This is a genomic window from Streptomyces sp. NPDC006140 (assembly GCF_040628815.1).
Taxonomy (GTDB): Bacteria; Actinomycetota; Actinomycetes; order Streptomycetales; family Streptomycetaceae; genus Streptomyces.
Genome location: NZ_JBEXTS010000010.1, coordinates 313313 through 332746, shown reverse-complemented (window position 1 = coordinate 332746; position 19434 = coordinate 313313). Strand labels below are relative to the sequence as shown.

Below are 19434 nucleotides of genomic sequence, written 5' to 3'. Positions count from 1 at the left end.
CCTTCATGGACACCTTCGCTCTGGTCGTGACCATCGGGGTCGCGCTCTTCTTCACGTACACCAACGGTTTCCACGATTCGGCGAACGCCATCGCCACGTCCGTGTCGACCCGGGCGCTCACGCCGCGGGCCGCGCTGGCGATGGCCGCGGTGATGAACCTCCTCGGCGCGTTCATGGGCTCCGGGGTCGCCAAGACGGTCAGTGAGGGCCTGATCCAGACACCGGAGGGGTCGAAGGGGATGGGGATCCTCTTCGCCGCGCTGGTGGGTGCGATCGTCTGGAACCTGATCACCTGGTACTTCGGGCTGCCCTCGTCGTCCTCGCACGCGCTGTTCGGCGGCATGGTCGGCGCGGCGCTGGCCGGTGGCACGACGGTCTACTGGCACGGGGTGCTGGAGAAGGTCGTCATCCCCATGTTCATCTCCCCGGTGGTCGGTCTGCTGGCCGGCTACCTGGTGATGACCGCCATCATGTGGATATTCAGGAAGGCGAACCCCCACAAGGCCAAGCGCGGGTTCCGCATCGCGCAGACCGTCTCGGCGGCCGGCATGGCGCTGGGGCACGGTCTGCAGGACGCCCAGAAGACCATGGGCATCGTGGTGATGGCGCTCGTCATCGCCGATGTCGAGGACTACGGCGACCCGATCCCGGTGTGGGTGAAGATCGCCTGCGCGGTGATGCTGTCGCTGGGGACGTACGCCGGCGGCTGGCGGATCATGCGGACGCTGGGCCGGAAGATCATCGAGCTGGACCCGCCGCAGGGGTTCGCCGCCGAGACGACGGGCGCGTCGATCATGTTCGCCACCGCGTTCCTGTTCAAGGCGCCGATCTCCACGACCCACGTCATCACGTCGGCGATCATGGGCGTGGGGGCCACCAAGCGGGTGAACGCCGTGCGGTGGGGCGTCGCCAAGAACATCATCCTGGGGTGGTTCATCACGATGCCGGCCGCAGCTCTGGTGGCCGCCGCCTCGTTCGGGATCGTGAACCTGGCGTTCCTGTAACTCGGTCCGGACACGAACAGGCCCGCCCCCGGGAGCCAGGGGCGGGCCCTTTTTCGGCCTCGCGGTGGCACCGCCATGCAGCACCGCGAGGAGTCTCGGCAGGAGGTGGCTCAGCCGAAGCGGCCGGAGATGTAGTCCTCCGTGGCCTGGACCGACGGGTTGGAGAAGATGCGCTCCGTGTCGTCGATCTCGATGAGCTTGCCGGGCTGGCCGACCGCCGCGAGGTTGAAGAACGCCGTGCGGTCGGAGACCCGCGCCGCCTGCTGCATGTTGTGCGTCACGATGACGATCGTGAAGCGCTCCTTCAGCTCGCCGATCAGGTCCTCGATCGCCAGGGTGGAGATCGGGTCCAGGGCCGAGCAGGGCTCGTCCATGAGCAGGACGTTCGGCTCCACCGCGATCGCCCGCGCGATGCACAGACGCTGCTGCTGACCACCCGACAGGCCCGAGCCGGGCTTGTTCAGGCGGTCCTTGACCTCGTTCCAGAGGTTCGCGCCCTTGAGCGAGCGCTCGACGATGTCCGCCAGCTCGCTCTTCTTGTAGTTGCCGTTGAGCCGCAGCCCCGCCGCCACGTTGTCGAAGATCGACATCGTGGGGAACGGGTTCGGCCGCTGGAACACCATGCCGACCTCGCGCCGCACCGACACCGGGTCGATGCTCGCGCCGTAGAGGTCCTCGTCGTCCAGCAGTACCTTGCCCTCGACCCGGCCGCCGGCCGTGACCTCGTGCATCCGGTTCAGGGTGCGCAGGAACGTCGACTTGCCGCAGCCGGACGGGCCGATGAACGCCGTCACCGAGCGCGGCTCGACGGTCATCGAGATGTCCTCGATCGCCTTGTGGGAGCCGTAGTAGGCGGTCAGTCCGCTTACGTCGATTCGCTTGGCCATTACTTCTTCACTTCCAGACTCAGTCAGTCGCTGTGGCCGCCGTCAGCGACCGGTCTTCGGGGCCTTCCAGCGGGCGATCCCGCGGGCCACCAGGTTCAGGAGCATCACGAAGGCGATCAGGGTGAGCGACGCCGCCCAGGCGCGGTCGTACGCCGCACCGGAGCCCGCGCTGTTCGCGTACTGCTGGTAGATGTACAGCGGCAGCGAGGCCTGCGCCCCCTCGAAGGGGTTGGCGTTGATGAAGGAGTTGCCCCACACCAGCAGCAGCACCGGGGCGGTCTCACCGGTGATACGGGCGATCGCGAGCATGATGCCCGTGGTGATGCCGCCGATGGAGGTCGGCAGGACCACCTTCAGGATGGTGCGCCACTTCGGGATGCCGAGCGCCAGGGAGGCCTCGCGCAGCTCGTTCGGGACGAGCTTGAGCATCTCCTCCGTGGAGCGGACGACCACCGGCATCATCAGGATGGCCAGGGCCAGCGAGCCGGCGAAGCCGAAGGGCTCCATGTCGAACATCAGCATGAGGCTGAGGATGAACAGACCCGCGACGATCGACGGGATGCCGGTCATGACGTCGACGAAGAACGTGATGGCCTTGGAGAGGTTGCCCCGGCCGTACTCGACCAGGTAGATCGCGGTGAGCACGCCGATCGGCGCGGCGATCACCGTGGCGAGACCGACCTGCTCCAGGGTGCCGAGGATGGCGTGGTAGATACCGCCGCCGGGCTCGGTGTCGGCGACGACGCCCATGGAGTGCGTCAGGAAGTAGAGGTCGAGGACCTTCACGCCGCGCGCGACCGTCGACCAGACCAGCGAGGCCAGCGGGATCACGGCGAGCAGGAAGGCGACCCAGACGAGGGAGGTCGCGATGCGGTCCTTGGCCTGGCGCTTGCCCTCGACCATCGTGGCGAGGGCGTACGTGCCGAGGACGTAGAGGATCGCGGCGATCAGGCCCCACTGGACGCGGCTGTGCAGGCCGGCCGCGAGGCCGATGCCGATCGCGACGGCGATGGAACCGGCGGCGATCCCGTAGGGGGCCCACTTGGGCAGGCGGGCGCCGCGCAGGGTGCTGGGGCCCTTGGGGGTGACGGTTGCGGTGCTCATGCGTTGGCCCCCGAGTACTCCTTGCGGCGGGCGATGATCGCGCGGGCCGCGCCGTTGACCAGCAGGGTGATGACGAACAGGACCAGACCGGAGGCGATCAGCGCGTCCCGGCCGAACTCGGTCGCCTCACCGAACTTGCTGGCGATGTTCTGGGCGAACGTGCCGCCGCCCGGGTCGAGCAGGCTGGCCTGGATGTCGAAGGTCGGGGAGAGCACGGTGGCGACGGCCATGGTCTCGCCGAGGGCGCGGCCGAGGCCGAGCATCGAGGCGGAGATCACGCCGGAGCGGCCGAAGGGCAGCACCGCCATGCGGATCACTTCCCAGCGGGTGGCGCCGAGCGCCAGGGCCGCCTCCTCGTGCATCTGCGGGACCTGGCGGAAGACCTCGCGGCTCACGTTGGTGATGATCGGCAGGATCATGATCGCGAGCAGGATGCCGACGGTCAGCATCGAGCGGGGGGCGCCGCCCTCCCAGGAGAAGATGCCCGTCCAGCCGAGGTAGGTGTCGAGCCAGCCGAAGAGGCCGTTCATGTGCGGTACGAGGATCAGGGCGCCCCACAGGCCGTACACGATGGACGGCACGGCGGCGAGCAGGTCGATCACGTACGCGATGGGGCCGCGCAGCCGGCGCGGGGCGTAGTGCGTGAGGAAGAGCGCGATGGCGACGGCGATCGGGACCGCGATGACCATGGCGACGATCGAGGAGACGACCGTGCCGAAGGCCAGGACGGCGATGCCGAAGTTCGGCGGGACCAGGTTCGTGTCCCACTGGAACGTGGTGAGGAAGTTGCCCTCGTCCTTGCTGATCGCGAGGGAGGCGCGGTAGGTGAGGAAGACCGCGATCGCGGCCATGATCACCAGCAGCAGGATGCCCGAGCCGCGGGAGAGACCGAGGAAGATCCGGTCTCCGGGCCGGGTGGCGCCGCGCGCGGCGCGCTTGTCGACGGTCGGCTGGGGAGTGGGGGGCGGTGCGTCGGTTATCTGCGTTGATGTGTCCATCAGGTTCTCCGGTCTGCGGAGCCGTACACGGTCGGCGGCGGCTCTGCGGAGCCGTACGCGCGGTACGGCCACTGGCGGCGGTGCACCGGACGGTGCGGCCCGGCCCCGGGGAGGGGGCCGGGCCGCACTCGGGTCAGCTCAGGCCCTCGATGGTGGTGCGGACCTGGGAGATGATGTCGTCGGGGATGGGCGCGTAGTCGTTCTCGGTGAGGATCTTCTGGCCGTCCTCCGAGGCGATGTAGCGCAGGAACGCCTTGGTGGCGGGCAGCGTGTCGCTCTTGTTGCCCTTGTCGCAGACGATCTCGTACGTCACGAGGACCATCGGGTAGGCGCCCTCGGCCTTGGTGCCGTAGTTCAGCTCCAGCGCGAGGTCCTTGCCCGTGCCGACGACCTTGGCCTCGGAGATGGCCTTGGTGGCGTTCTCGATGGTGGCCTTGACCGGCTGGGCGGCACCCGTGTCGAGGTCGACCGTCTTCAGGCCGTCCTTGGCGTACGACAGCTCGAAGTAGCCGATGGCGCCGTTGGTCTGCTTCACCTGCTGGGCGACACCGGAGGAGCCGGAGGCGGACTGGCCGCCCTTGGCCTGCCAGGTCTTGCCGCCGTCGTAGGGCCAGTCCTTCTTGGCCGTGGCGATCAGGTACTTGGTGAAGTTGTCGGTGGTGCCGGAGTCGTCCGAGCGGTGGAACGCCTGGATCTTGAGGTTCGGAAGCTTCGCGTTGGGGTTCAGCCGCTTGATCGCGGGGTCGTTCCAGTTGGTGATCTCGTTGTTGAAGATCTTCGCCAGCGTCGTGGAGTCGAGGACGAGGTTGTCGACGCCGTTGACGTTGTAGCCGACCGCGATCGGGCCGCCGACCATCGGCAGGTCGATGCCCTGGCCGCCGGAGCAGACCTTCTTGGAGGCGGCGACCTCGTCGGGCTTCAGCGCGGAGTCGGAGCCGGCGAAGGCGACCTGGCCCTGGGTGAACGCCGTGACACCCGCGCCGGAGCCGCCGCCCTTGTAGTTGATCTGCACGCCCTGGCAGGCCGCGGTGAACTGCTTCACCCAGGCGTCGATCGCGTTCTTCTGCGCGGACGAGCCGTCGGCGAGCAGCTGGCCCTTGGCGTCGTCGCACTTGATGTTGCTCGATCCGGCGTTGGCCGAGGAGCCGCCGCCGCTGTTGCCGCCGGTGTCGTCGGAGCCGCACGCCGTGAGGGCCAGGGCGCCGGAGACGGCGAGAGCACCGAGAGCGAGGGCCCGCCGGTTCATGCGCTGAAGCTTCACTTGAGTTCCTTCCAGGAGCCGCCGTCCTGATCGGCGGCGTGCGAAGTCTGGTGACGCGGACGCGGCCGCACCCGACAGGGCGCGGCTCACGTCGGTAAGGCTGAAATTAGGCAGATCAGGTGAAGGCGCCGATGGCCACAAATGAACGAGGGGTGAACCCCTGCCTAAGGCCTGGTTAGGTCACGGAATGCTTACGGGGAGAGCACGTACGCATTCCGCTTCCCTGACGGACCGACGCGTTCCGGTCAGCCGGCCGTCCGCGGCAGGTGCCGTACGGCGAGCAGCGCGTCCACCAAGGGGCGGTCGTAGGGCTGCGTGAGGCGGGCGCGGGCCGCCGCCGGCGCCAGCCACAGGACCCGGTCCACCTCGTCCGTCGGGGAAAAAGCGCAGGATATGGCCTCGGCCGCCCAGTAGCGCACCTGCTTGGGGCGGCCGTTCGCCCGGTAGCGCAGGGTGGGCAGCTCGGCGCCCGGCACGGCCCGGCAGCCGGTCTCCTCCGCCACCTCGCGCAGGGCGCCGGCGAGCGGATCCTCGCCGCGCTTCAGCTTGCCCTTCGGCCAGGACCAGTCGTCGTATTTCGGCCGGTGGACGAGGCACAGTTCCAGCCCGCCGGTGACGGGGGAGCGGCGCCACAGGACGCAGCCGGCCGCTTGCACGGTGCGGTCCTCGGGTGAACTCACCGGGTACTCACCGCCTCCTTCTGCCAGGACTGCTGGAACGCGAACCGCGCGGCCTCCACCTCGTGCCGCTGGTCGGCGTGGAGCACGCCGAGGGCGTACGCCGTGGCCGGGGCGATCCGGGGCGTGCGGGCCGCCTGGGCCGCTGCCGCCGCCGCCTCCGAGGCGTCGCGGTGGCGGTTCAGGGCCTGGCCCGCGGAGAGCAGGCGCAGGTCGACGACGGCGTTGCCCTTGGGGCCGCTGAGCGCCTCGCGGGCGTAGCGGTGCAGGCGCAGCAGCAGGCGGACCTGGTGCCAGGGGGCGTCCTGCGGGTGCGGGACGGTGTCCGGGGACAGGCCGTGGATGAGCGCCGCGGCGTTGTACGGGCTGCCCGCGGTGACGAGGGGCAGCGCGGACACGGCGTCCCTGAGGCGTTCCTCCGCCGCCGCGGCGTGCGGGCCGAGGTCGGTGGCGGCGGCCGTGGTGGTGAGGGGGACCTCGCTGGCCAGGACCGCGACCTTGTCGGCGATGGCGTGGAAGCGGCTGCTGCCCAGGGCTTGCAGGGCCGTGGAGTGGGCTCGGGTGCGGGCGAGGGTGAGCTGGCGGTCGAGCAGGGCGCCCGCCTTGGCCGCTCCCACGGTGAGGTTGCCGCGCTCCTGCGCCGCCGTCTGGCCGGACTGCGCACCGGCCCGGTGGCTCGCGGCCGGTTCGGTCGCCTGGGCCGGGAACGCCGTCGACCCCGACAAGCGGTGCAGGGCCGACAGCAGGCGTTCCAGGCGGGACGTGTACGCGTGTTCCATGGCCAGGGTTCCCGAGACCCAGGCCAGTTCCGGGCGCATGCCCTCGCACCAGTCCGTGTCCAGCAGGGGCTGGAACGTGTGCAGGCTGGCGCTGATGCGGCGGGCCGAGCGGCGCAGGGCGCGGGCCGCCTCGGCGGACGCCTCCGAGCCGTTCGCCCCCGACCCCGTCTCCCGGTGCAGGCGCAGCGCGCGGAGGAACTCCGTGGCCTGGGTCCGCAGGTAGCCCGCGAGGGCGTCACCGGTGGGGGCGGGCCCGGCGTGCCTGGACCGGGGATCCGTAGGGTCAAGGTGTTGCTGTGCCACGCCGGCGCCTCCGGGCGTCTATGAGCATCTCCTGGACGTTGCGCAGGGGCTGGCCGTCCGCGTCGGTCGCATGCCGGGTCCAGTCGCCGTCCGGGCCGAGGTGCCAGGAGGCGGTGGCGTCGGACATGCCGGTCTCCAGCAGCCGGTTCAGGGCCGCCCGGTGGGCCGGGTCGGTGACCCGGACCAGGGCCTCTATCCGGCGGTCGAGGTTGCGGTGCATCATGTCCGCGCTGCCGAACCACACCTCGGGCTCGCCGCCGTTGCCGAAGGCGAAGACCCGGGAGTGCTCCAGGAAGCGGCCGAGGATCGAGCGGACCCGGATGTTCTCCGACAGGCCCGCCACGCCCGGGCGCAGCGCGCAGATGCCGCGCACCCACACGTCCACCGGCACGCCCGCCTGGGCCGCGCGGTAGCAGGCGTCGATGATGGCCTCGTCGACCATCGAGTTGACCTTGATGCGGACGTACGCGGGGCGTCCCGCGCGGTGGTGCTGGATCTCCTTGGTGATCCGCGAGACCAGGCCGTCGCGCAGTGACTTGGGGGCCACGAGCAGCCGGCGGTAGGTCTCGCGGCGGGAGTAGCCGGAGAGCCGGTTGAAGAGGTCCGAGAGGTCCGCGCCGACCTGCGGGTCGGCCGTGAGCAGGCCGAGGTCCTCGTAGAGGCGGGCCGTCTTCGGGTGGTAGTTGCCGGTGCCGACGTGGCTGTAGCGGCGCAGCGTCTCGCCCTCCTGGCGGACCACCAGCGACAGCTTGCAGTGGGTCTTCAGCCCGACCAGGCCGTAGACCACGTGGCAGCCGGCCTCCTCCAGCTTGCGGGCCCACTTGATGTTGGCGTGCTCGTCGAAGCGGGCCTTGATCTCGACCAGGACCAGGACCTGCTTGCCGGACTCGGCGGCCTCGATGAGCGCGTCGACTATCGGGGAGTCGCCGGAGGTCCGGTACAGGGTCTGCTTGATCGCGAGGACGTCCGGGTCGCCGGCCGCCTGCTCCAGGAAGGCCTGGACGGAGGTGGAGAACGAGTCGTACGGGTGGTGCAGCAGCACGTCCCGCTCGCGCAGGGCGGCGAAGATGTCCGGCGCGGACGCCGACTCGACCTCGGCGAGGTCGCGGTGGGTGCCGGCGACGAACTTGCGGTACTTCAGCTCGGGCCGGTCCAGGGAGGCGATCCGGAACAGGCCGGTGAGGTCCAGCGGGCCCGGCAGCGGGTACACCTCGGCCTCGCTGATCTTCAGCTCGCGCACCAGGAGGTCCAGGACCTCGCGGTCGATGGACTCCTCGACCTCCAGCCGTACCGGCGGCCCGAAGCGGCGCCGCATGAGCTCCTTCTCCAACGCCTGGAGCAGGTTCTCCGCGTCGTCCTCCTCGACCTCCAGGTCCTCGTTCCGGGTGAGGCGGAAGGCGTGGTGCTCCAGCACCTCCATGCCCGGGAACAGCTCCTCCAGGTGCGCGGCGATGACGTCCTCGATGGGGACGTAACGGCCCGGGGAGCTCTCCAGGAAGCGGGACAGCAGCGGCGGCACCTTCACGCGGGCGAAGTGCTTGTGGCCCGTGACCGGGTTCCGCACGACGACGGCCAGGTTCAGGGACAGGCCGGAGATGTACGGGAAGGGGTGCGCCGGGTCCACCGCCAGCGGGGTCAGCACGGGGAAGATCTGGTGCCGGAACAGGGTGAACAGGCGGGCCTGCTCCTTCTCCTGCAGCTCGCTCCAGCGGACCAGGTGGATGCCCTCCTCCGCGAGTGCGGGGGCGACGTCCTCGTGGTAGCAGGCGGCGTGCCGGGCCATGAGCTCGCGGGAGCGGGCCCAGATCATCTCCAGCACCTCGCGCGGCTGCAGGCCGGAGGCGGAGCGGGTGGCCACGCCGGTGGCGATGCGGCGCTTCAGGCCGGCCACCCGGACCATGAAGAACTCGTCCAGGTTGCTGGCGAAGATCGCCAGGAAGTTGGCCCGCTCCAGCAGCGGCGTGTTCGGGTCCTCGGCGAGTTCCAGCACGCGCTCGTTGAACGCGAGCCAGCTGCGCTCCCGGTCGAGGAAGCGGCCCTGTGGCAGCTGGGGCCCGTCGTACGGCGACTCCTCGTACGCGTCGAGGTCGGCGTCGATGTCGGGTTCCAGGTCGGAGACGGCTGCGGCCACCGTGTGCGGGCGGTGGGCTGCTATGGAGCCCACGGAGGGCTGCGCGTGCTGGACCTGTGCCTGGGTGTTCGGCTGGCTCATGGACCCATTCTTCCGCGCCGCGAGCATCACGGGCGCGTCGGAGAGCGCGGGCGGGAGCGGGGGCGTCACATGAGTGTTCCCGTTTCCCTCAGGCCCCTGCTGGGGTGGCGAAGGCTCTGGCACGGCGGGATTCATTGGCCGAGCTTCGCAAGCTCGTCTGAATCGATGGTTACGGAGACATGACGTGCGGGATAGCGGGGGGCGGCTCGCGGGCGTCCGCGGGGCCCGGGACGGGGCGCGGGCGGCTGTCCACAGGGTCCGGGGTGCGGCGCGGGCGGCTGCCCACAGGCTGTGGACGGCTCCCGGGAAAGTCAAGCCGTGCTTTCGTGAACCGTTCCGGCCGGGCCGTCCGATGAGGGGACGTGAGCGAAACGAGAAGCGACGGGGAGCTGCTGCGGGCCGTTGCCGCGGACGCCGACCGGCGTGCCTTCGAGGAGCTGTACCGGCGGTACGCGCCGTGGCTCCGGGCCCGGCTGCGGGGGCGGTGCGCCGATCTGGGTGTCGTCGACGACGTCGTCCAGGAGACGTTCCTCGCGGTGTGGCGGGGCAAGGCCCGCTACCGGGAGGAGGGCGACGTCGCCGGGTGGCTGTGGCGCATCGGGTCGCGGCGGCTGGTGGACGCGCTGCGCGGGGACGGGGCGCGGGGGCGGCTGCGGCAGGCCCTGGCCCGGCTGGGGCACCGGGACGAGGCGTCGGCGGAGGAGCGCGTGCTCGCGGGGGTGGAGCACGGGGATCTCGCCGGGGCGCTGGTCCGGCTGTCGCCGGAGCTGCGGGCGGTACTGCAGGCGACGGTCATCGACGGGCTGACGACCCGTGAGGCGGCCGTCCTGCTCGGGATCCCGCCGGGGACGGTCAAGACACGGGCGATGCGGGCCCGGAAGCAGCTGCGGGAGGCGTTGGCATGAGGCGGCACGGACGGGAAGGGCTGGGGCGGCCGGGGGGTGGTCTCATGGGCCGGCGTGGACGGGAAGGGCTGTGGCCGTCGGGGGGTGGTCTCATGGCCCGGCGTGGACGGGAAGGGCTGTGGCCGTCGGGGGGTGGTCTCATGGCCCGGCGTGGACGGGAAGTCATGCGGCGGCCGGGGGGCGGCTTCATCAGCCGGCATGGAAGGGCATGGCTGGGGCCGTCGGAGGTGACCTCATGAGCTGGCACGTGCCCGAGGACGATCTGCTCGCCTACGCGCGGGGCGAGCTGGCGGCGCCCGCGCTCTGGTCCGCCGACGCGCATCTGGTCTCCTGCGACCGCTGTCGCCGGGTCCTGGCCGAGGCCGGTGACCCGGTCGCCCTCGACGCCGGCTGGGAGCGGCTCGACGCCGAGCTGGACGCGCCCCGGGCGGGGCTGCTGGAGTCGCTGCTCGTGCGGGTCGGGGTGGCCGGGCACACCGCGCGGCTGCTGGCGGCGGCGCCGGTGCTGCGGCGGTCGTGGCTCGGGGCCGTGGTCGCCGTGCTGCTGCTGAGCGTGGCCGCCGGGCACGCCGTGCGGGGCGGGTCGTTCCCCACCCTGTTCCTGGCCCTCGCGCCGCTGCTGCCGCTGGCGGGCGTGGCCCTGTCGTACGGGCCCGCGCTGGATCCGACGTACGAGATGACCGTCGTCGCGCCCATGCACGGGTTCCGGCTGCTGATGGTCCGGACGGTGGCCGTGCTGGCCGTCGTGCTCGGGCTGAACGGGCTGGCGACGCTGGCGCTGCCCGCGTACGGGCTGCGCGCCCTGGCCTGGCTGCTGCCCGCGCTGGCGCTCACCGCGACCGGGCTCGCGCTGACGCCCCGGCTGGGGCCGGTGCTCGCGCCGTCCCTGGTGGGCGGGGCGTGGGTCGGGCTGCTGCTGGTGGCCGAGGCGCTGCGCGCGGGGGCCGATGCGCCGCTCGCGCCGTTCACCGCGGCCGGGCAGGGCGTGGCGGCGGGGGTCGCCGCGCTCGCCGCCGGGCTGCTCTTCCTGCTCCGTGACCGATTCGACCTCTTCCAGGGACGTGCCGTATGACCGCCACCGTGTCCGCCACCGGGATCGGCCTCCGCTACGGCGGAACCCGCGCCCTCGACGACGTGTCGCTGCGGCTGACCGGTGGCGTCACCGGTCTGCTCGGCCCCAACGGCGCGGGCAAGACCACACTGCTGCGGGTGCTCGCCACGGCCCTGCCCGCCGACCGGGGCACCTTCACCGTGCTCGGGCACGACCCGGCCACCGCCCGGGGACGCCAGGAGGTACGGCGCCGGCTGGGCTACCTGCCGCAGACGCCGGGGTTCCATCCGGACTTCACCGCCTTCGAGTTCGTCGACTACGTGGCGATCCTGAAGGAGCTGACCGACCGGCGCGCCCGGCACCGGGAGGTGCGGCGGGTGCTCGACGAGGTGGGCCTCGCGGACGTGCGCGGCAAGCGGATCCGCAAGCTGTCCGGGGGGATGCGGCAGCGGGTCGCGCTGGGGGCCGCCCTGGTCGGCGACCCCGGGTTCCTCGTACTGGACGAGCCGACCGTCGGCCTCGACCCCGAACAGCGGATGCGGTTCCGGGAGTTGATCGCCGGAGCCGGGGAGGGACGCACGGTGCTGCTCTCCACCCACCAGACGGAGGACGTGGCGATGCTCTGCCACCGGGTCCTGGTCATGGCCGGCGGCCGGGTCCGCTTCGAGGGCACCCCGGCCGAGCTGACCGCCCGGGCCGAGGGGCGCGTCTGGAGCAGCACGGAACGCGACCCGGGTGCGAAGGCGGGGTGGCGCACCGGCACCGGGACCTTCCGCAACGTGGGGGATCCCCCGGCCGGGGCCGAACTGCTCGAACCGACCCTGGAGGACGGCTACCTGCTCACCCTCGACGGTGCCGGAGCGGAGGTGGCCGCATGACCGCCGTCGTACGGGCAGCGGCCCCGCCGACCACGCGGGACGAGCGCGGCGGGGCCGGGGCGGCCGTGTGGGCCCTGGCCCTGTTCGAGACGCGCCGGCTGCTGACGAGGGTGCCCGTGCTCCTCGCCTTCGCCGTGTACCTCGGCTGGACCGTGTGGCGCTCCGGGAAGGCCTGGGGCGGCTACCCGGCCCTCCAGGACGCCGACCGCGCCACCCAGTCCGCGCCGATGCTGGTCGGGCTGGCGGTCCTGCTGAGCGCCAACCTCGCCGCGCTGCGCTCGCGGCGGCACGGCACGGAACAGCACTTCGGGGTGCTGGTCCTCCCGCCGTGGCGGCGCACCGCCGCCCATGCGCTGTCGGTCCTGGCCGTGGCCCTGCTCACTGCCGTGTGCGTGGCCGCGCAGTTCGCCTGGGAGGCGCTGCGGCCCGGCGCGATCGGGCACGGCTCGGTCGGCGAACTCCTCGTGGGGCCGCTGAGCGTGCTGCTGTTCGGGCTGGCCGGACTGCTGGCCGCCGGGCTGGTCAGGTCGGCTCTCGCCGCACCTCTGCTGGTCGTGTTCTGCCTGTTCCTGTCCGTCTTCGGTACGGGGTCGGGCGAGGGCTGGGGAAGGTGGCTCGTGCCGGTGGTCGTCGAGTCGACCACCAACACCCTGCCGTCCGACCTGCTGGGCCGGCCCGCCGGCTGGCATGCCCTGTACCTGGCCGGACTGGCCCTGAGCCTGGGCCTGCTGGCGCTGCTGGCGGCGGGCGGACGCAGGCCGGTGGTCGTCGCCGGGGTCGCCGGGGCGGTCGCCATGACACTGGTGGGCGGGGTGGCCCAGGCGCGCGGCGACTCCCCCGAGCTGGTCCGGGCCCGTGAGCGGGCCACGCTGAGCCCCGAGCAGGTGCAGTCCTGCGTCCGGCGGGACGGATCGACGTACTGCGCGTTCCCCGAGTGGGAGCCGCGGGTCGCGGACTGGGCCGGGGTCGTGGACCGGGTGCGGTCCCTGGCCGGTGGCCCCGCGCACCGGCAGGACCTCGTCGTACGGCAGCGGATCGACGCCCGCTACGGCCTCTCCGGCGACGCCGCGCTGACGCCGCTGGAGCGTCCGCACGAGGTGACCGTGGGCACCCAGTGGGGCGGCAACCGCGTCCCCGAGTTCTCGGCCGCCGTGGCCGGAGTGCTGGTCGCGGGCACCGAGAAGGCGTCGACGTCGATCTGCGACGGCCGCATCGTCACCGTCATGTGGCTGGCCCTGGGCTGGGAGTCCGACCCGATGGCCGCGCTGCGCCGCGTCCGCCTCAACGACACCGTCACCGGCTCGGACTTCGTGCTCCAGCCGACGGACGGGCTGTACATGACCGCGGCCCAGACGGAGGTGCTGCGCGCGCTGTTCGAGCGGCCCCGGGGCGAGGTCACCGCCCGCGTGAAGGACCGCTGGGCCGAGCTGACCTCGCCGAAGGTGACGGCGGCCCGGGCCGCGCAGCTGCTGGGCGTGCCCGCACCCGAGGGGGACGACAAGTGCCTGGACTGACACGGCAGTTGGTCCTGCCCGTCTGCCGGACCCTGCCGTGGCGCCTGGTCGGCGCGGCCGGGGGAGCGGGGCTGCTGCCGGCCGCGCTCACCCGGACGTGGGGCGAGACGGGCGAGAAGCTGTCCCTGCCCCTGCTGCGGGCCGCGGTGTTGGCCTTCGCGATGGGCCTGGTCTTCCTCCTGGACGACCCGGCCCGCCACACCACGGCCACCGTGCCGACCCCGCGCCCGGTGCGCGTGGCCCTGCGCGTGGCCCTGGTCCTCCCGGCGGTGGCGGCCTGGTGGACGGCGACGCTGCTGCTGGTGCCGTCGGACGTACGGCCCCCGGTCGCCGACCTCACGCTGGAGGCCGGGGCGGCGTTCGTCCTGGCGGTGGCCGGCGCGGCGGCCGCGGTGCGCTTCAGCGACGCCACCCGGCCCGGCCCGCCGGTGGCGGCGGGCCTGCTGACCTCGGCGGTCCTGGCCGTGCTGTTCTGGCCCAAGCGCTGGGCCCTGTTCGTCCCGGTGGAGGACGACCGCTGGGCGGCGGCCCATGACCGGTGGGCGGTGGTGCTGGCCGGGGCGGTGCTGGTGGGCGGGGTGTGTGCGGGAGAGCCGGTGCGGCGGTGGAGGCGGGGATCATGGCGGGCCGGGGCTTAGAGGGATGCGGCTAGGTTGTCGCCGTGGACCTCAAAGCCGTACGCACCTTCGTCGCTGTCGCCGACGCCGGGCAGTTCCAGAAGGCCGCTGTGGACCTCGCCCTCACCCAGCAGGCCGTGTCGAAGCGGATCGCCGCGCTGGAGAAGGACCTCGGGGTGCGGCTGCTGGTCCGTACGCCGCGCGGGGCGGAGCTGACCATCGACGGGCAGGCGCTCCTGCCGCACGCGCGGGTCCTGCTTCAGGCGGAGGAGCGGGCGGTCGCCGCCGTGCGGCCCGGCGACCGGGCGCTGCGGGTGGACGTCGTGGGGCGCCGGGTCGCCACCGGGGGACTGGTGCAGGCCTTCCACCGGGCCCATCCCGGGATCGCGCTGGACGTCGTCACGCTGTTCGACGCGGATACGGCCGTGGCGGCGGTCCGGGACGGGGCCGTCGACGCCACGTTCCGGGCCGTCACCATGCCCGGGCAGCGGCTCCCTGACGGCATCGCCGCCGTGCCCGTCCTCGACGAGCCGATGCACCTGTGCGTCGGGCCCGGCCACGAGTTCGCCCGGGCGGAGTCCGTGACCCCGGCCCAGCTGGCCGGGCACCGCATCTGGATGCCGGGCAACGTGCCTGGCACCGAGTGGCACGCCTACTACGAGGCACTCGCCGCCGAGTTCGGGCCGGCCATCGACACCATCGGCCCCAACTTCGGTCTCGAAGCGCTCCTCGACACGATCGCCGGCTCCCCGACCGTGGCGACCTTCCTCAGCGAACGGACCCCGCACGTCTGGCCCGTCGGCCACGACCTGCGTCTCGTCCCGCTCCGGGACCCGACGCCGGTCTACCCGCACTCCCTGCTCTGGCGGCTGGACAACCCGCACCCGGGCCTGACCGCCCTCCGCGACCACCTGACGGCGACACGCCCGCGACCGCCCGAGGGGGAGACCTGGCGTCCGTGGTGGGCGGAGGCCCCTCCCGCCTCGTCCTGACACCGGGACGTGCCGGGGCGCCGGAGCCTCAGCCGGTGGCCAGTGTGCGGTCGAGGAGGGGGAGCAGGCGCTCCCAGTGGCGCTGGAGTCCGGCGGGGTCGAAGGCGTCGGTGTCGGACATGGTGAACCCGTGGACGGTGCCGGGGTAGATCTCGGAGGTGTGGTCGACCTGCGCGGCGTCCAGGGCCCGGTTGAGTTCGCCCAGCGCCTCGGGCGTCAGGTCGCTCGCGGCGTGGCCGAAGTGGACCTGGGCGGTGATGTCGGCGAGGGTGCCGGGCCCGGCCGCGCCCACGGGAGCATGGAACGCGGCGACGGCGGCCACCCGGCCGGGGTGGGCCGCGGCGGTGCGCACCGCCAGGAGGCCGCCTATGCAGTACCCGGTCACCGCGACCGGTCCGGCGGCGACCTCCGGCCGGTCGGTGAGGAACCTGAGGTAGGCGTCGGCGTCACGCAGGACGCGTTCGGCGGTGTGCGCCTCGATCAGCGGCATCAGCCGGGCCATGAGCGCGGGCCGGACCTCTTCGCCGATGTGCGCGGGGAGGTCGATCACGGGTGCCGGGCCGTGCCGGTAGAAGAGGTTGGGGACCAGCACGTAGTACCCGTGCCCGGCCAGCTCGCGGGCCATCTCCCGCAGCACGGGCCGGATGCCGAAGCCGTCCGCGTACATCAGCACGCCGGGGTGCTGCTCGCCGTCGTCGGGGAAGGCGGCGAAAGCGTCGGCCTGGCCGTCGGCGGTGGGAATCAGCAGTGTCAGTGTCTTGGTGGGCATGGAACTCTCCTGTCGTGGTCGATGTGCCGAAGCCTGTGATCAACCCGACGGAGGCGGAGCCCGCGCGGCGCTCAGGAGAGCACCGGGTCACCAATCCGTGTGCGGCGCGATGCCGTCCCGGTATGCATGGCCGCAGCCTAGCCCACCGGGACTCTGGCCCTGCTGCCTTCCGGGAGGCGGCGGTGACGACAGCCGCACGGGGACGGCCGAGGGTCAGCCCTGCTCCATCACCCGCTTGAGCGCGGCGAGGTCGGCGGAGACCGCCTCCGCGTCGCGGCGGAACTCCGCGTCGCTCATCCACGGCTGCCGGCGCAGCGTGAAGACCACCTCGCAGCCGGGGCCGTCGGCGATCACCCGCATCGGATTGCGCACGGTCTCGCCCGAGGGCAGCGTGACGTCGTGGTCGAGCACGCCGAAGTCGTTCCTGGGCGTGAACACGATCACGACCCTCCCCATCGGTGACTCGCCCACCCACCGCCCGTCCAGCCGCTCGACGGAGCGGGCCAGTCCGGGAGCCCAGCCGGGGATGTTGCCGGGGTCCGAGGCGTAGTCGTAGACCTCCTGGGCCGGGCGGTCGACGGAGATGCTCAGGTGCCGGGATGTCCGTGTCGTGGTCGTCATGGCGGCGACGTTACGAGGGCGGCCGAGGGCCGGTCTTGAACGGATCGGACGCCCGCGGCCGGTGTCCGTTTCCTTCAAGACCGGCCGCCACGGGCCTGCCTACGGTGGGCCCATGACCGCACGATTCGATGCCATCGGCCTGGTCGTCTCGGACATGGCCGCCTCCGTCGCCTTCTACCGCCGGCTCGGGTTCGCCTTCCCGGAGGGCGCCGAGCACCAGCCGCACGCCGAGGCCGGACTGCCCGGCGGGCTGCGGCTGATGCTCGACACCGAGGAGACCGTCCGGTCGTTCCACGCCGCGTGGCAGCCGCCCACGGGCGGGGGCCGGGCCTCGCTGGCCCTGCGGTGCGACGGGCCGGCCGAGGTGGACGCGCTGTACGAGGAGCTGGTCGGCTCCGGTTGCCACGGCGAACTCAAGCCCTGGGACGCCTTCTGGGGCCAGCGGTACGCGGTGGTGCTCGACCCGGACGGCAACGGCGTGGACCTGTTCGCCCCGCTAGCCGCTGCGGCCGATTAGCTCCCCCAGCGGCAGGCCCGCCAACTCCCGTACGTCACGGGCGAGGTGGGCCTGGTCGGCGTAGCCGGCCCGGGCGGCCGTGTCGGCGAAGGGCACGCCGTCCCGGGCCAGCGCCAGGGCGCGGCGCAGCCGCAGGATGCGGGCCAGGGTCTTGGGGCCGTAGCCGAAGGCGGCCAGCGATCGGCGGTGCAACTGGCGGGCGCCGAGGCCCAGTTCGTCGGCGGTCGCGGCGACCGTGCGGCCCGCGCCGAGGGCGGTGACGACCTGTCGCAGCAGCGGATCCGGGGGGCCGGCACCGGCCGCAAGCCGCAGGGCCAGGTCTTCGAGACCGCTCGCCGGGTCGGGCGCCGCGTTCACGCGGCCGGCCAGGCGCCGTACCTCCGAGGCCGGCCACAGGTCCGCGAGTTCGACACGACGGTCGCGCAGCTCGTGCGCCGGTACGCCCAGGAGCGCCGGGGCCGTGCCCGGGTAGAAGCGGACCCCGGCCCATGCGCCGGTCCCGCCGTCCGTGATGTAGGCGTGGGTGTCGGGCCCGGCGACCAGCAGCCGCCCGTCGTGCCACAGCAGGTCCATACAGCCGTCGGGCAGGACCCGCCCCGCCCCGGACCGGTCCGGGGTGTTGGTCCACACCACAGCCCCGGCCAGTCGTGCCGCCCGCTCCACGTACACGTACGCCAGGCTACGCCGGTGTCATCGACTCCTGACGTCCGCCAGGAACGATGTCCATGAGGTCGCGCCGAACACGAGTATCGGGCCCTGGGGGCGCTTGCTGTCGCGGACCGGGACTGTGCCGGGGCAGTTGTCGGCGACCTCGAGGCAGTTGTTGGCTCCCCCGTCGCTGTAGGACGACTTGCGCCACACAGCGGTGGTGAGGTCGGGGGTGTTCGTCATGATCTGTGCTCCTTCAGTACGTCCTTGATGAACGTGAGCGAGTCCGACGGGGACAAGGCCAGGTCGCGAAGGCGATCGTAGGACGATCGCTCCCGAAGAACCTCGTCCGGATCCTCGATCAGCCGACCGCTGCTGTTGCCTTCCGTGTAGGCAACAGCACTCCCGTCTCTCTGCCAGAGCAGCACCAAGGACCCATTCATATGGTGGTGCGCACCTGCCGAGAACGGCAGTACCTGAAACGCCACGTTGGGCCACAACGCGGCGGCCTCAAGATGAAGAAGCTGGTCCTGCCAGGTCTTGCCCCGGGCAGCGGGGCGTCGGAGCGCGAACTCGTCCATGATGAACCGGACCTCGGGCTCCGGCTTCTGCCGCAGCCGGTATTGACGTCCGAGCCGTGCCGCCACCTGCTCCTCGACGGCCTCGTCAACGTCAGCCGTTGTCTGGGCCCCAGACAACACCCCCCGCGCGAAGTCCTCGGTTTGCAGAAGCCCCGGAATGCCCGGTGAGAACACGCGGATGACCCGTGCCGTCGCCTCCAGCCGCATGTACTCCTTGTACTGATCCTTGAACGCATCCAGCCGAGCCGCCTTCCAGTGGCTTACCAGCAGGTCACCCGTGCCGTAGTACCCGTCCAGGTCCTCCATGACCGTGACCTTGGACAGCCGCTCCCCGGACTCCAGTCGGCTCAGATAGCTCTTCTCGTAGCCGGTCTCGTCGGCCAACTGCCCGAGTGACTTACCGGCCTTCTCCCGCAGGACCTTGAGGGTCTGCCCGAGCATCGCCCGCCCGGAAACCGGCTCCGCGTCAACCTTCCCGCCCACGTCACCCCTCCCCGTTGCCTGCGCGTCAGGCAACACCGAACCTCTTCCGCAGCGTACGTGCGATCAGTGACGATCGAGGCACGAACGGTAATCGCCGCTCGTCATACCCCTCCCCCTGCCCTGAGAAGGGATACCTCCGTGCGCCTGCGCATCGCCGAACTCTGCGAGGTCCTGCTGCTCGCCCTGCTGCGGAGCCTGCTGCCCGCGCGAGGGCGTCATCGAGCCGTATCGGGCCGGTGGCCGTTGGTGTTGCCCCACTCCCCGCCGGCTGCCCGCCCTCGCCCCCTGGATGTGGAACCCCTGCTCATGGACGGCCCGGTCGTCCGGCCGTACCTCCACACCGAGGAGGTCTTCGTATGAGGCTGCTCCCCTGGACCGGCGCCGACGGCAAGCCGTGTTACCTGAGCACCGACGACCCGCACAGCCTGCTCTCCCGGCTCGCCGACGACATCGAGGCCGCTCAACTGGCCTCCGCCGAGCAGGTGCTCGCCGGCTCCAGGGCCGTGCTCGACGACCCCAGGGCCGGTGAACGCGCCGTTCGTTTCGCACTGGTCAGGGCGGTGGAGTCACTCGGGGACACGCTGCGCATCGCGGTGAGCCGGGGGGAGCGCGTCCCCGAGGGAGACGTGTGAC

The 19434-nt window shown here is 72.2% G+C and carries 22 protein-coding genes; 10 read left to right on the top strand and 12 right to left on the bottom strand.

Translation table 11 applies throughout. The features are described 5' to 3' along the window. Positions 1–5 precede the first annotated feature (5 nt). Entirely contained in the window at positions 6–1004 is a 999-nt protein-coding gene (locus tag ABZ386_RS26210) for an inorganic phosphate transporter (RefSeq protein WP_114253896.1), read from the top strand. A gap of 110 nt (positions 1005–1114) precedes the next feature. Here the strand turns inward: ABZ386_RS26210 and pstB are convergent, their stop codons facing one another. The 7 genes from pstB to ABZ386_RS26175 all read right to left on the bottom strand — a co-directional run bounded on the left by pstB (position 1115) and on the right by ABZ386_RS26175 (position 9360). After that, complete coding sequence (gene pstB / locus ABZ386_RS26205; protein WP_114253895.1) at positions 1115–1891, bottom strand: phosphate ABC transporter ATP-binding protein PstB; 777 nt, start codon at positions 1889–1891, stop codon at positions 1115–1117. A gap of 42 nt (positions 1892–1933) precedes the next feature. After that, the gene (pstA, locus tag ABZ386_RS26200; RefSeq protein WP_351338132.1) at positions 1934–2995 is read right to left on the bottom strand and encodes a phosphate ABC transporter permease PstA; all 1062 of its coding nucleotides are present in this window, start codon (positions 2993–2995) and stop codon (positions 1934–1936) included. Next, entirely contained in the window at positions 2992–3993 is a 1002-nt protein-coding gene (gene pstC, locus ABZ386_RS26195) for a phosphate ABC transporter permease subunit PstC (RefSeq protein WP_351338133.1), read from the bottom strand. Before pstC ends, pstA begins: the two co-directional genes overlap by 4 nt. Before the next feature lie 133 nt (positions 3994–4126). Next, positions 4127–5254 carry a phosphate ABC transporter substrate-binding protein PstS gene (gene pstS, locus ABZ386_RS26190; RefSeq protein ID WP_351338136.1) on the bottom strand — a complete coding sequence of 376 codons (1128 nt, stop codon included), beginning with the start codon at positions 5252–5254 and terminating at the stop codon, positions 4127–4129. A 245-nt stretch (positions 5255–5499) separates the two neighbouring features. After that, positions 5500–5934 (bottom strand): NUDIX hydrolase, encoded by a 435-nt coding sequence (locus ABZ386_RS26185; RefSeq protein WP_358966047.1) that lies wholly within the window; start codon positions 5932–5934, stop codon positions 5500–5502. Continuing rightward, complete coding sequence (locus ABZ386_RS26180; protein ID WP_351338140.1) at positions 5931–7013, bottom strand: CHAD domain-containing protein; 1083 nt, start codon at positions 7011–7013, stop codon at positions 5931–5933. The genes ABZ386_RS26185 and ABZ386_RS26180 overlap by 4 nt, the downstream gene beginning before the upstream one ends. Continuing rightward, positions 6994–9360 carry an RNA degradosome polyphosphate kinase gene (locus ABZ386_RS26175; RefSeq protein ID WP_351338142.1) on the bottom strand — a complete coding sequence of 789 codons (2367 nt, stop codon included), beginning with the start codon at positions 9358–9360 and terminating at the stop codon, positions 6994–6996. The genes ABZ386_RS26180 and ABZ386_RS26175 overlap by 20 nt, the downstream gene beginning before the upstream one ends. A 227-nt stretch (positions 9361–9587) precedes the next feature. Between ABZ386_RS26175 and ABZ386_RS26170 the strand changes: the two genes are divergently transcribed. From ABZ386_RS26170 to ABZ386_RS26145, 6 genes are all read left to right on the top strand, one after another. Beyond that, positions 9588–10130 (top strand): RNA polymerase sigma factor, encoded by a 543-nt coding sequence (locus ABZ386_RS26170; protein WP_358966044.1) that lies wholly within the window; start codon positions 9588–9590, stop codon positions 10128–10130. Between the two features lie 235 nt (positions 10131–10365). Next, positions 10366–11202, top strand: a complete 837-nt coding sequence (locus ABZ386_RS26165; RefSeq protein WP_358966041.1) for a zf-HC2 domain-containing protein — start codon at positions 10366–10368, stop codon at positions 11200–11202. Beyond that, positions 11199–12059, top strand: coding sequence for an ABC transporter ATP-binding protein (locus ABZ386_RS26160; protein WP_351338149.1), 861 nt, complete (start codon positions 11199–11201; stop codon positions 12057–12059). Before ABZ386_RS26165 ends, ABZ386_RS26160 begins: the two co-directional genes overlap by 4 nt. Further along, positions 12056–13573 (top strand): ABC transporter permease, encoded by a 1518-nt coding sequence (locus tag ABZ386_RS26155; protein ID WP_358966038.1) that lies wholly within the window; start codon positions 12056–12058, stop codon positions 13571–13573. The genes ABZ386_RS26160 and ABZ386_RS26155 overlap by 4 nt, the downstream gene beginning before the upstream one ends. After that, on the top strand, positions 13561–14211 hold the full coding sequence (locus ABZ386_RS26150) for an ABC transporter (protein WP_358966035.1): 651 nt from the start codon (positions 13561–13563) through the stop codon (positions 14209–14211). Before ABZ386_RS26155 ends, ABZ386_RS26150 begins: the two co-directional genes overlap by 13 nt. A gap of 23 nt (positions 14212–14234) precedes the next feature. Continuing rightward, positions 14235–15182 (top strand): LysR family transcriptional regulator, encoded by a 948-nt coding sequence (locus tag ABZ386_RS26145; RefSeq protein WP_358966033.1) that lies wholly within the window; start codon positions 14235–14237, stop codon positions 15180–15182. A gap of 28 nt (positions 15183–15210) precedes the next feature. On the opposite strand, the gene ABZ386_RS26140 is transcribed toward ABZ386_RS26145, so the two are convergent. After that, positions 15211–15951 carry a dienelactone hydrolase family protein gene (locus tag ABZ386_RS26140; RefSeq protein ID WP_355712810.1) on the bottom strand — a complete coding sequence of 247 codons (741 nt, stop codon included), beginning with the start codon at positions 15949–15951 and terminating at the stop codon, positions 15211–15213. Positions 15952–16164: 213 nt separating this feature from the next. Continuing rightward, positions 16165–16572, bottom strand: coding sequence for an SRPBCC family protein (locus ABZ386_RS26135; RefSeq protein ID WP_358966031.1), 408 nt, complete (start codon positions 16570–16572; stop codon positions 16165–16167). Positions 16573–16684: 112 nt separating this feature from the next. On the opposite strand from ABZ386_RS26135, the gene ABZ386_RS26130 reads away from it, so the two are divergent. Beyond that, positions 16685–17089 carry a VOC family protein gene (locus ABZ386_RS26130; protein WP_351338164.1) on the top strand — a complete coding sequence of 135 codons (405 nt, stop codon included), beginning with the start codon at positions 16685–16687 and terminating at the stop codon, positions 17087–17089. Here the strand turns inward: ABZ386_RS26130 and ABZ386_RS26125 are convergent. The 3 genes from ABZ386_RS26125 to ABZ386_RS26115 are packed head-to-tail and all read right to left on the bottom strand — an operon-like array spanning position 17069 to position 18801. Continuing rightward, entirely contained in the window at positions 17069–17758 is a 690-nt protein-coding gene (locus tag ABZ386_RS26125; RefSeq protein ID WP_351338167.1) for a DUF6597 domain-containing transcriptional factor, read from the bottom strand. The genes ABZ386_RS26130 and ABZ386_RS26125 overlap by 21 nt on opposite strands. 21 nt (positions 17759–17779) lie before the next feature. Further along, positions 17780–17980 carry a DUF397 domain-containing protein gene (locus tag ABZ386_RS26120; protein ID WP_351338170.1) on the bottom strand — a complete coding sequence of 67 codons (201 nt, stop codon included), beginning with the start codon at positions 17978–17980 and terminating at the stop codon, positions 17780–17782. Continuing rightward, positions 17977–18801 (bottom strand): helix-turn-helix transcriptional regulator, encoded by an 825-nt coding sequence (locus tag ABZ386_RS26115; RefSeq protein WP_351338173.1) that lies wholly within the window; start codon positions 18799–18801, stop codon positions 17977–17979. Before ABZ386_RS26115 ends, ABZ386_RS26120 begins: the two co-directional genes overlap by 4 nt. Positions 18802–18939: 138 nt before the next feature. On the opposite strand from ABZ386_RS26115, the gene ABZ386_RS26110 reads away from it, so the two are divergent. Together ABZ386_RS26110 and ABZ386_RS26105 are read left to right on the top strand one after the other, a co-directional pair. Next, entirely contained in the window at positions 18940–19161 is a 222-nt protein-coding gene (locus ABZ386_RS26110; RefSeq protein WP_355712798.1) for a hypothetical protein, read from the top strand. Next, positions 19158–19433, top strand: a complete 276-nt coding sequence (locus ABZ386_RS26105; protein ID WP_356616470.1) for a hypothetical protein — start codon at positions 19158–19160, stop codon at positions 19431–19433. Before ABZ386_RS26110 ends, ABZ386_RS26105 begins: the two co-directional genes overlap by 4 nt. The last annotated feature ends 1 nt before the right edge of the window (position 19434 follow it).

Bases quoted from the DNA above. Each gene is read 5' to 3' on its own strand.
- ABZ386_RS26105 (WP_356616470.1), top strand. From the start codon at position 19,158: ATGAGGCTGCTCCCCTGGACCGGCGCCGACGGCAAGCCGTGTTACCTG.
- ABZ386_RS26210 (WP_114253896.1), top strand. From the start codon at position 6: ATGGACACCTTCGCTCTGGTCGTGACCATCGGGGTCGCGCTCTTCTTC.
- pstA (WP_351338132.1), bottom strand. From the start codon at position 2,995: ATGAGCACCGCAACCGTCACCCCCAAGGGCCCCAGCACCCTGCGCGGC.
- pstB (WP_114253895.1), bottom strand. From the start codon at position 1,891: ATGGCCAAGCGAATCGACGTAAGCGGACTGACCGCCTACTACGGCTCC.
- pstC (WP_351338133.1), bottom strand. From the start codon at position 3,993: ATGGACACATCAACGCAGATAACCGACGCACCGCCCCCCACTCCCCAG.
- ABZ386_RS26155 (WP_358966038.1), top strand. From the start codon at position 12,056: ATGACCGCCGTCGTACGGGCAGCGGCCCCGCCGACCACGCGGGACGAG.
- ABZ386_RS26120 (WP_351338170.1), bottom strand. From the start codon at position 17,980: ATGACGAACACCCCCGACCTCACCACCGCTGTGTGGCGCAAGTCGTCC.
- ABZ386_RS26140 (WP_355712810.1), bottom strand. From the start codon at position 15,951: ATGCCCACCAAGACACTGACACTGCTGATTCCCACCGCCGACGGCCAG.
- ABZ386_RS26130 (WP_351338164.1), top strand. From the start codon at position 16,685: ATGACCGCACGATTCGATGCCATCGGCCTGGTCGTCTCGGACATGGCC.
- ABZ386_RS26165 (WP_358966041.1), top strand. From the start codon at position 10,366: ATGAGCTGGCACGTGCCCGAGGACGATCTGCTCGCCTACGCGCGGGGC.
- ABZ386_RS26135 (WP_358966031.1), bottom strand. From the start codon at position 16,572: ATGACGACCACGACACGGACATCCCGGCACCTGAGCATCTCCGTCGAC.
- ABZ386_RS26160 (WP_351338149.1), top strand. From the start codon at position 11,199: ATGACCGCCACCGTGTCCGCCACCGGGATCGGCCTCCGCTACGGCGGA.
- ABZ386_RS26175 (WP_351338142.1), bottom strand. From the start codon at position 9,360: ATGAATCCCGCCGTGCCAGAGCCTTCGCCACCCCAGCAGGGGCCTGAG.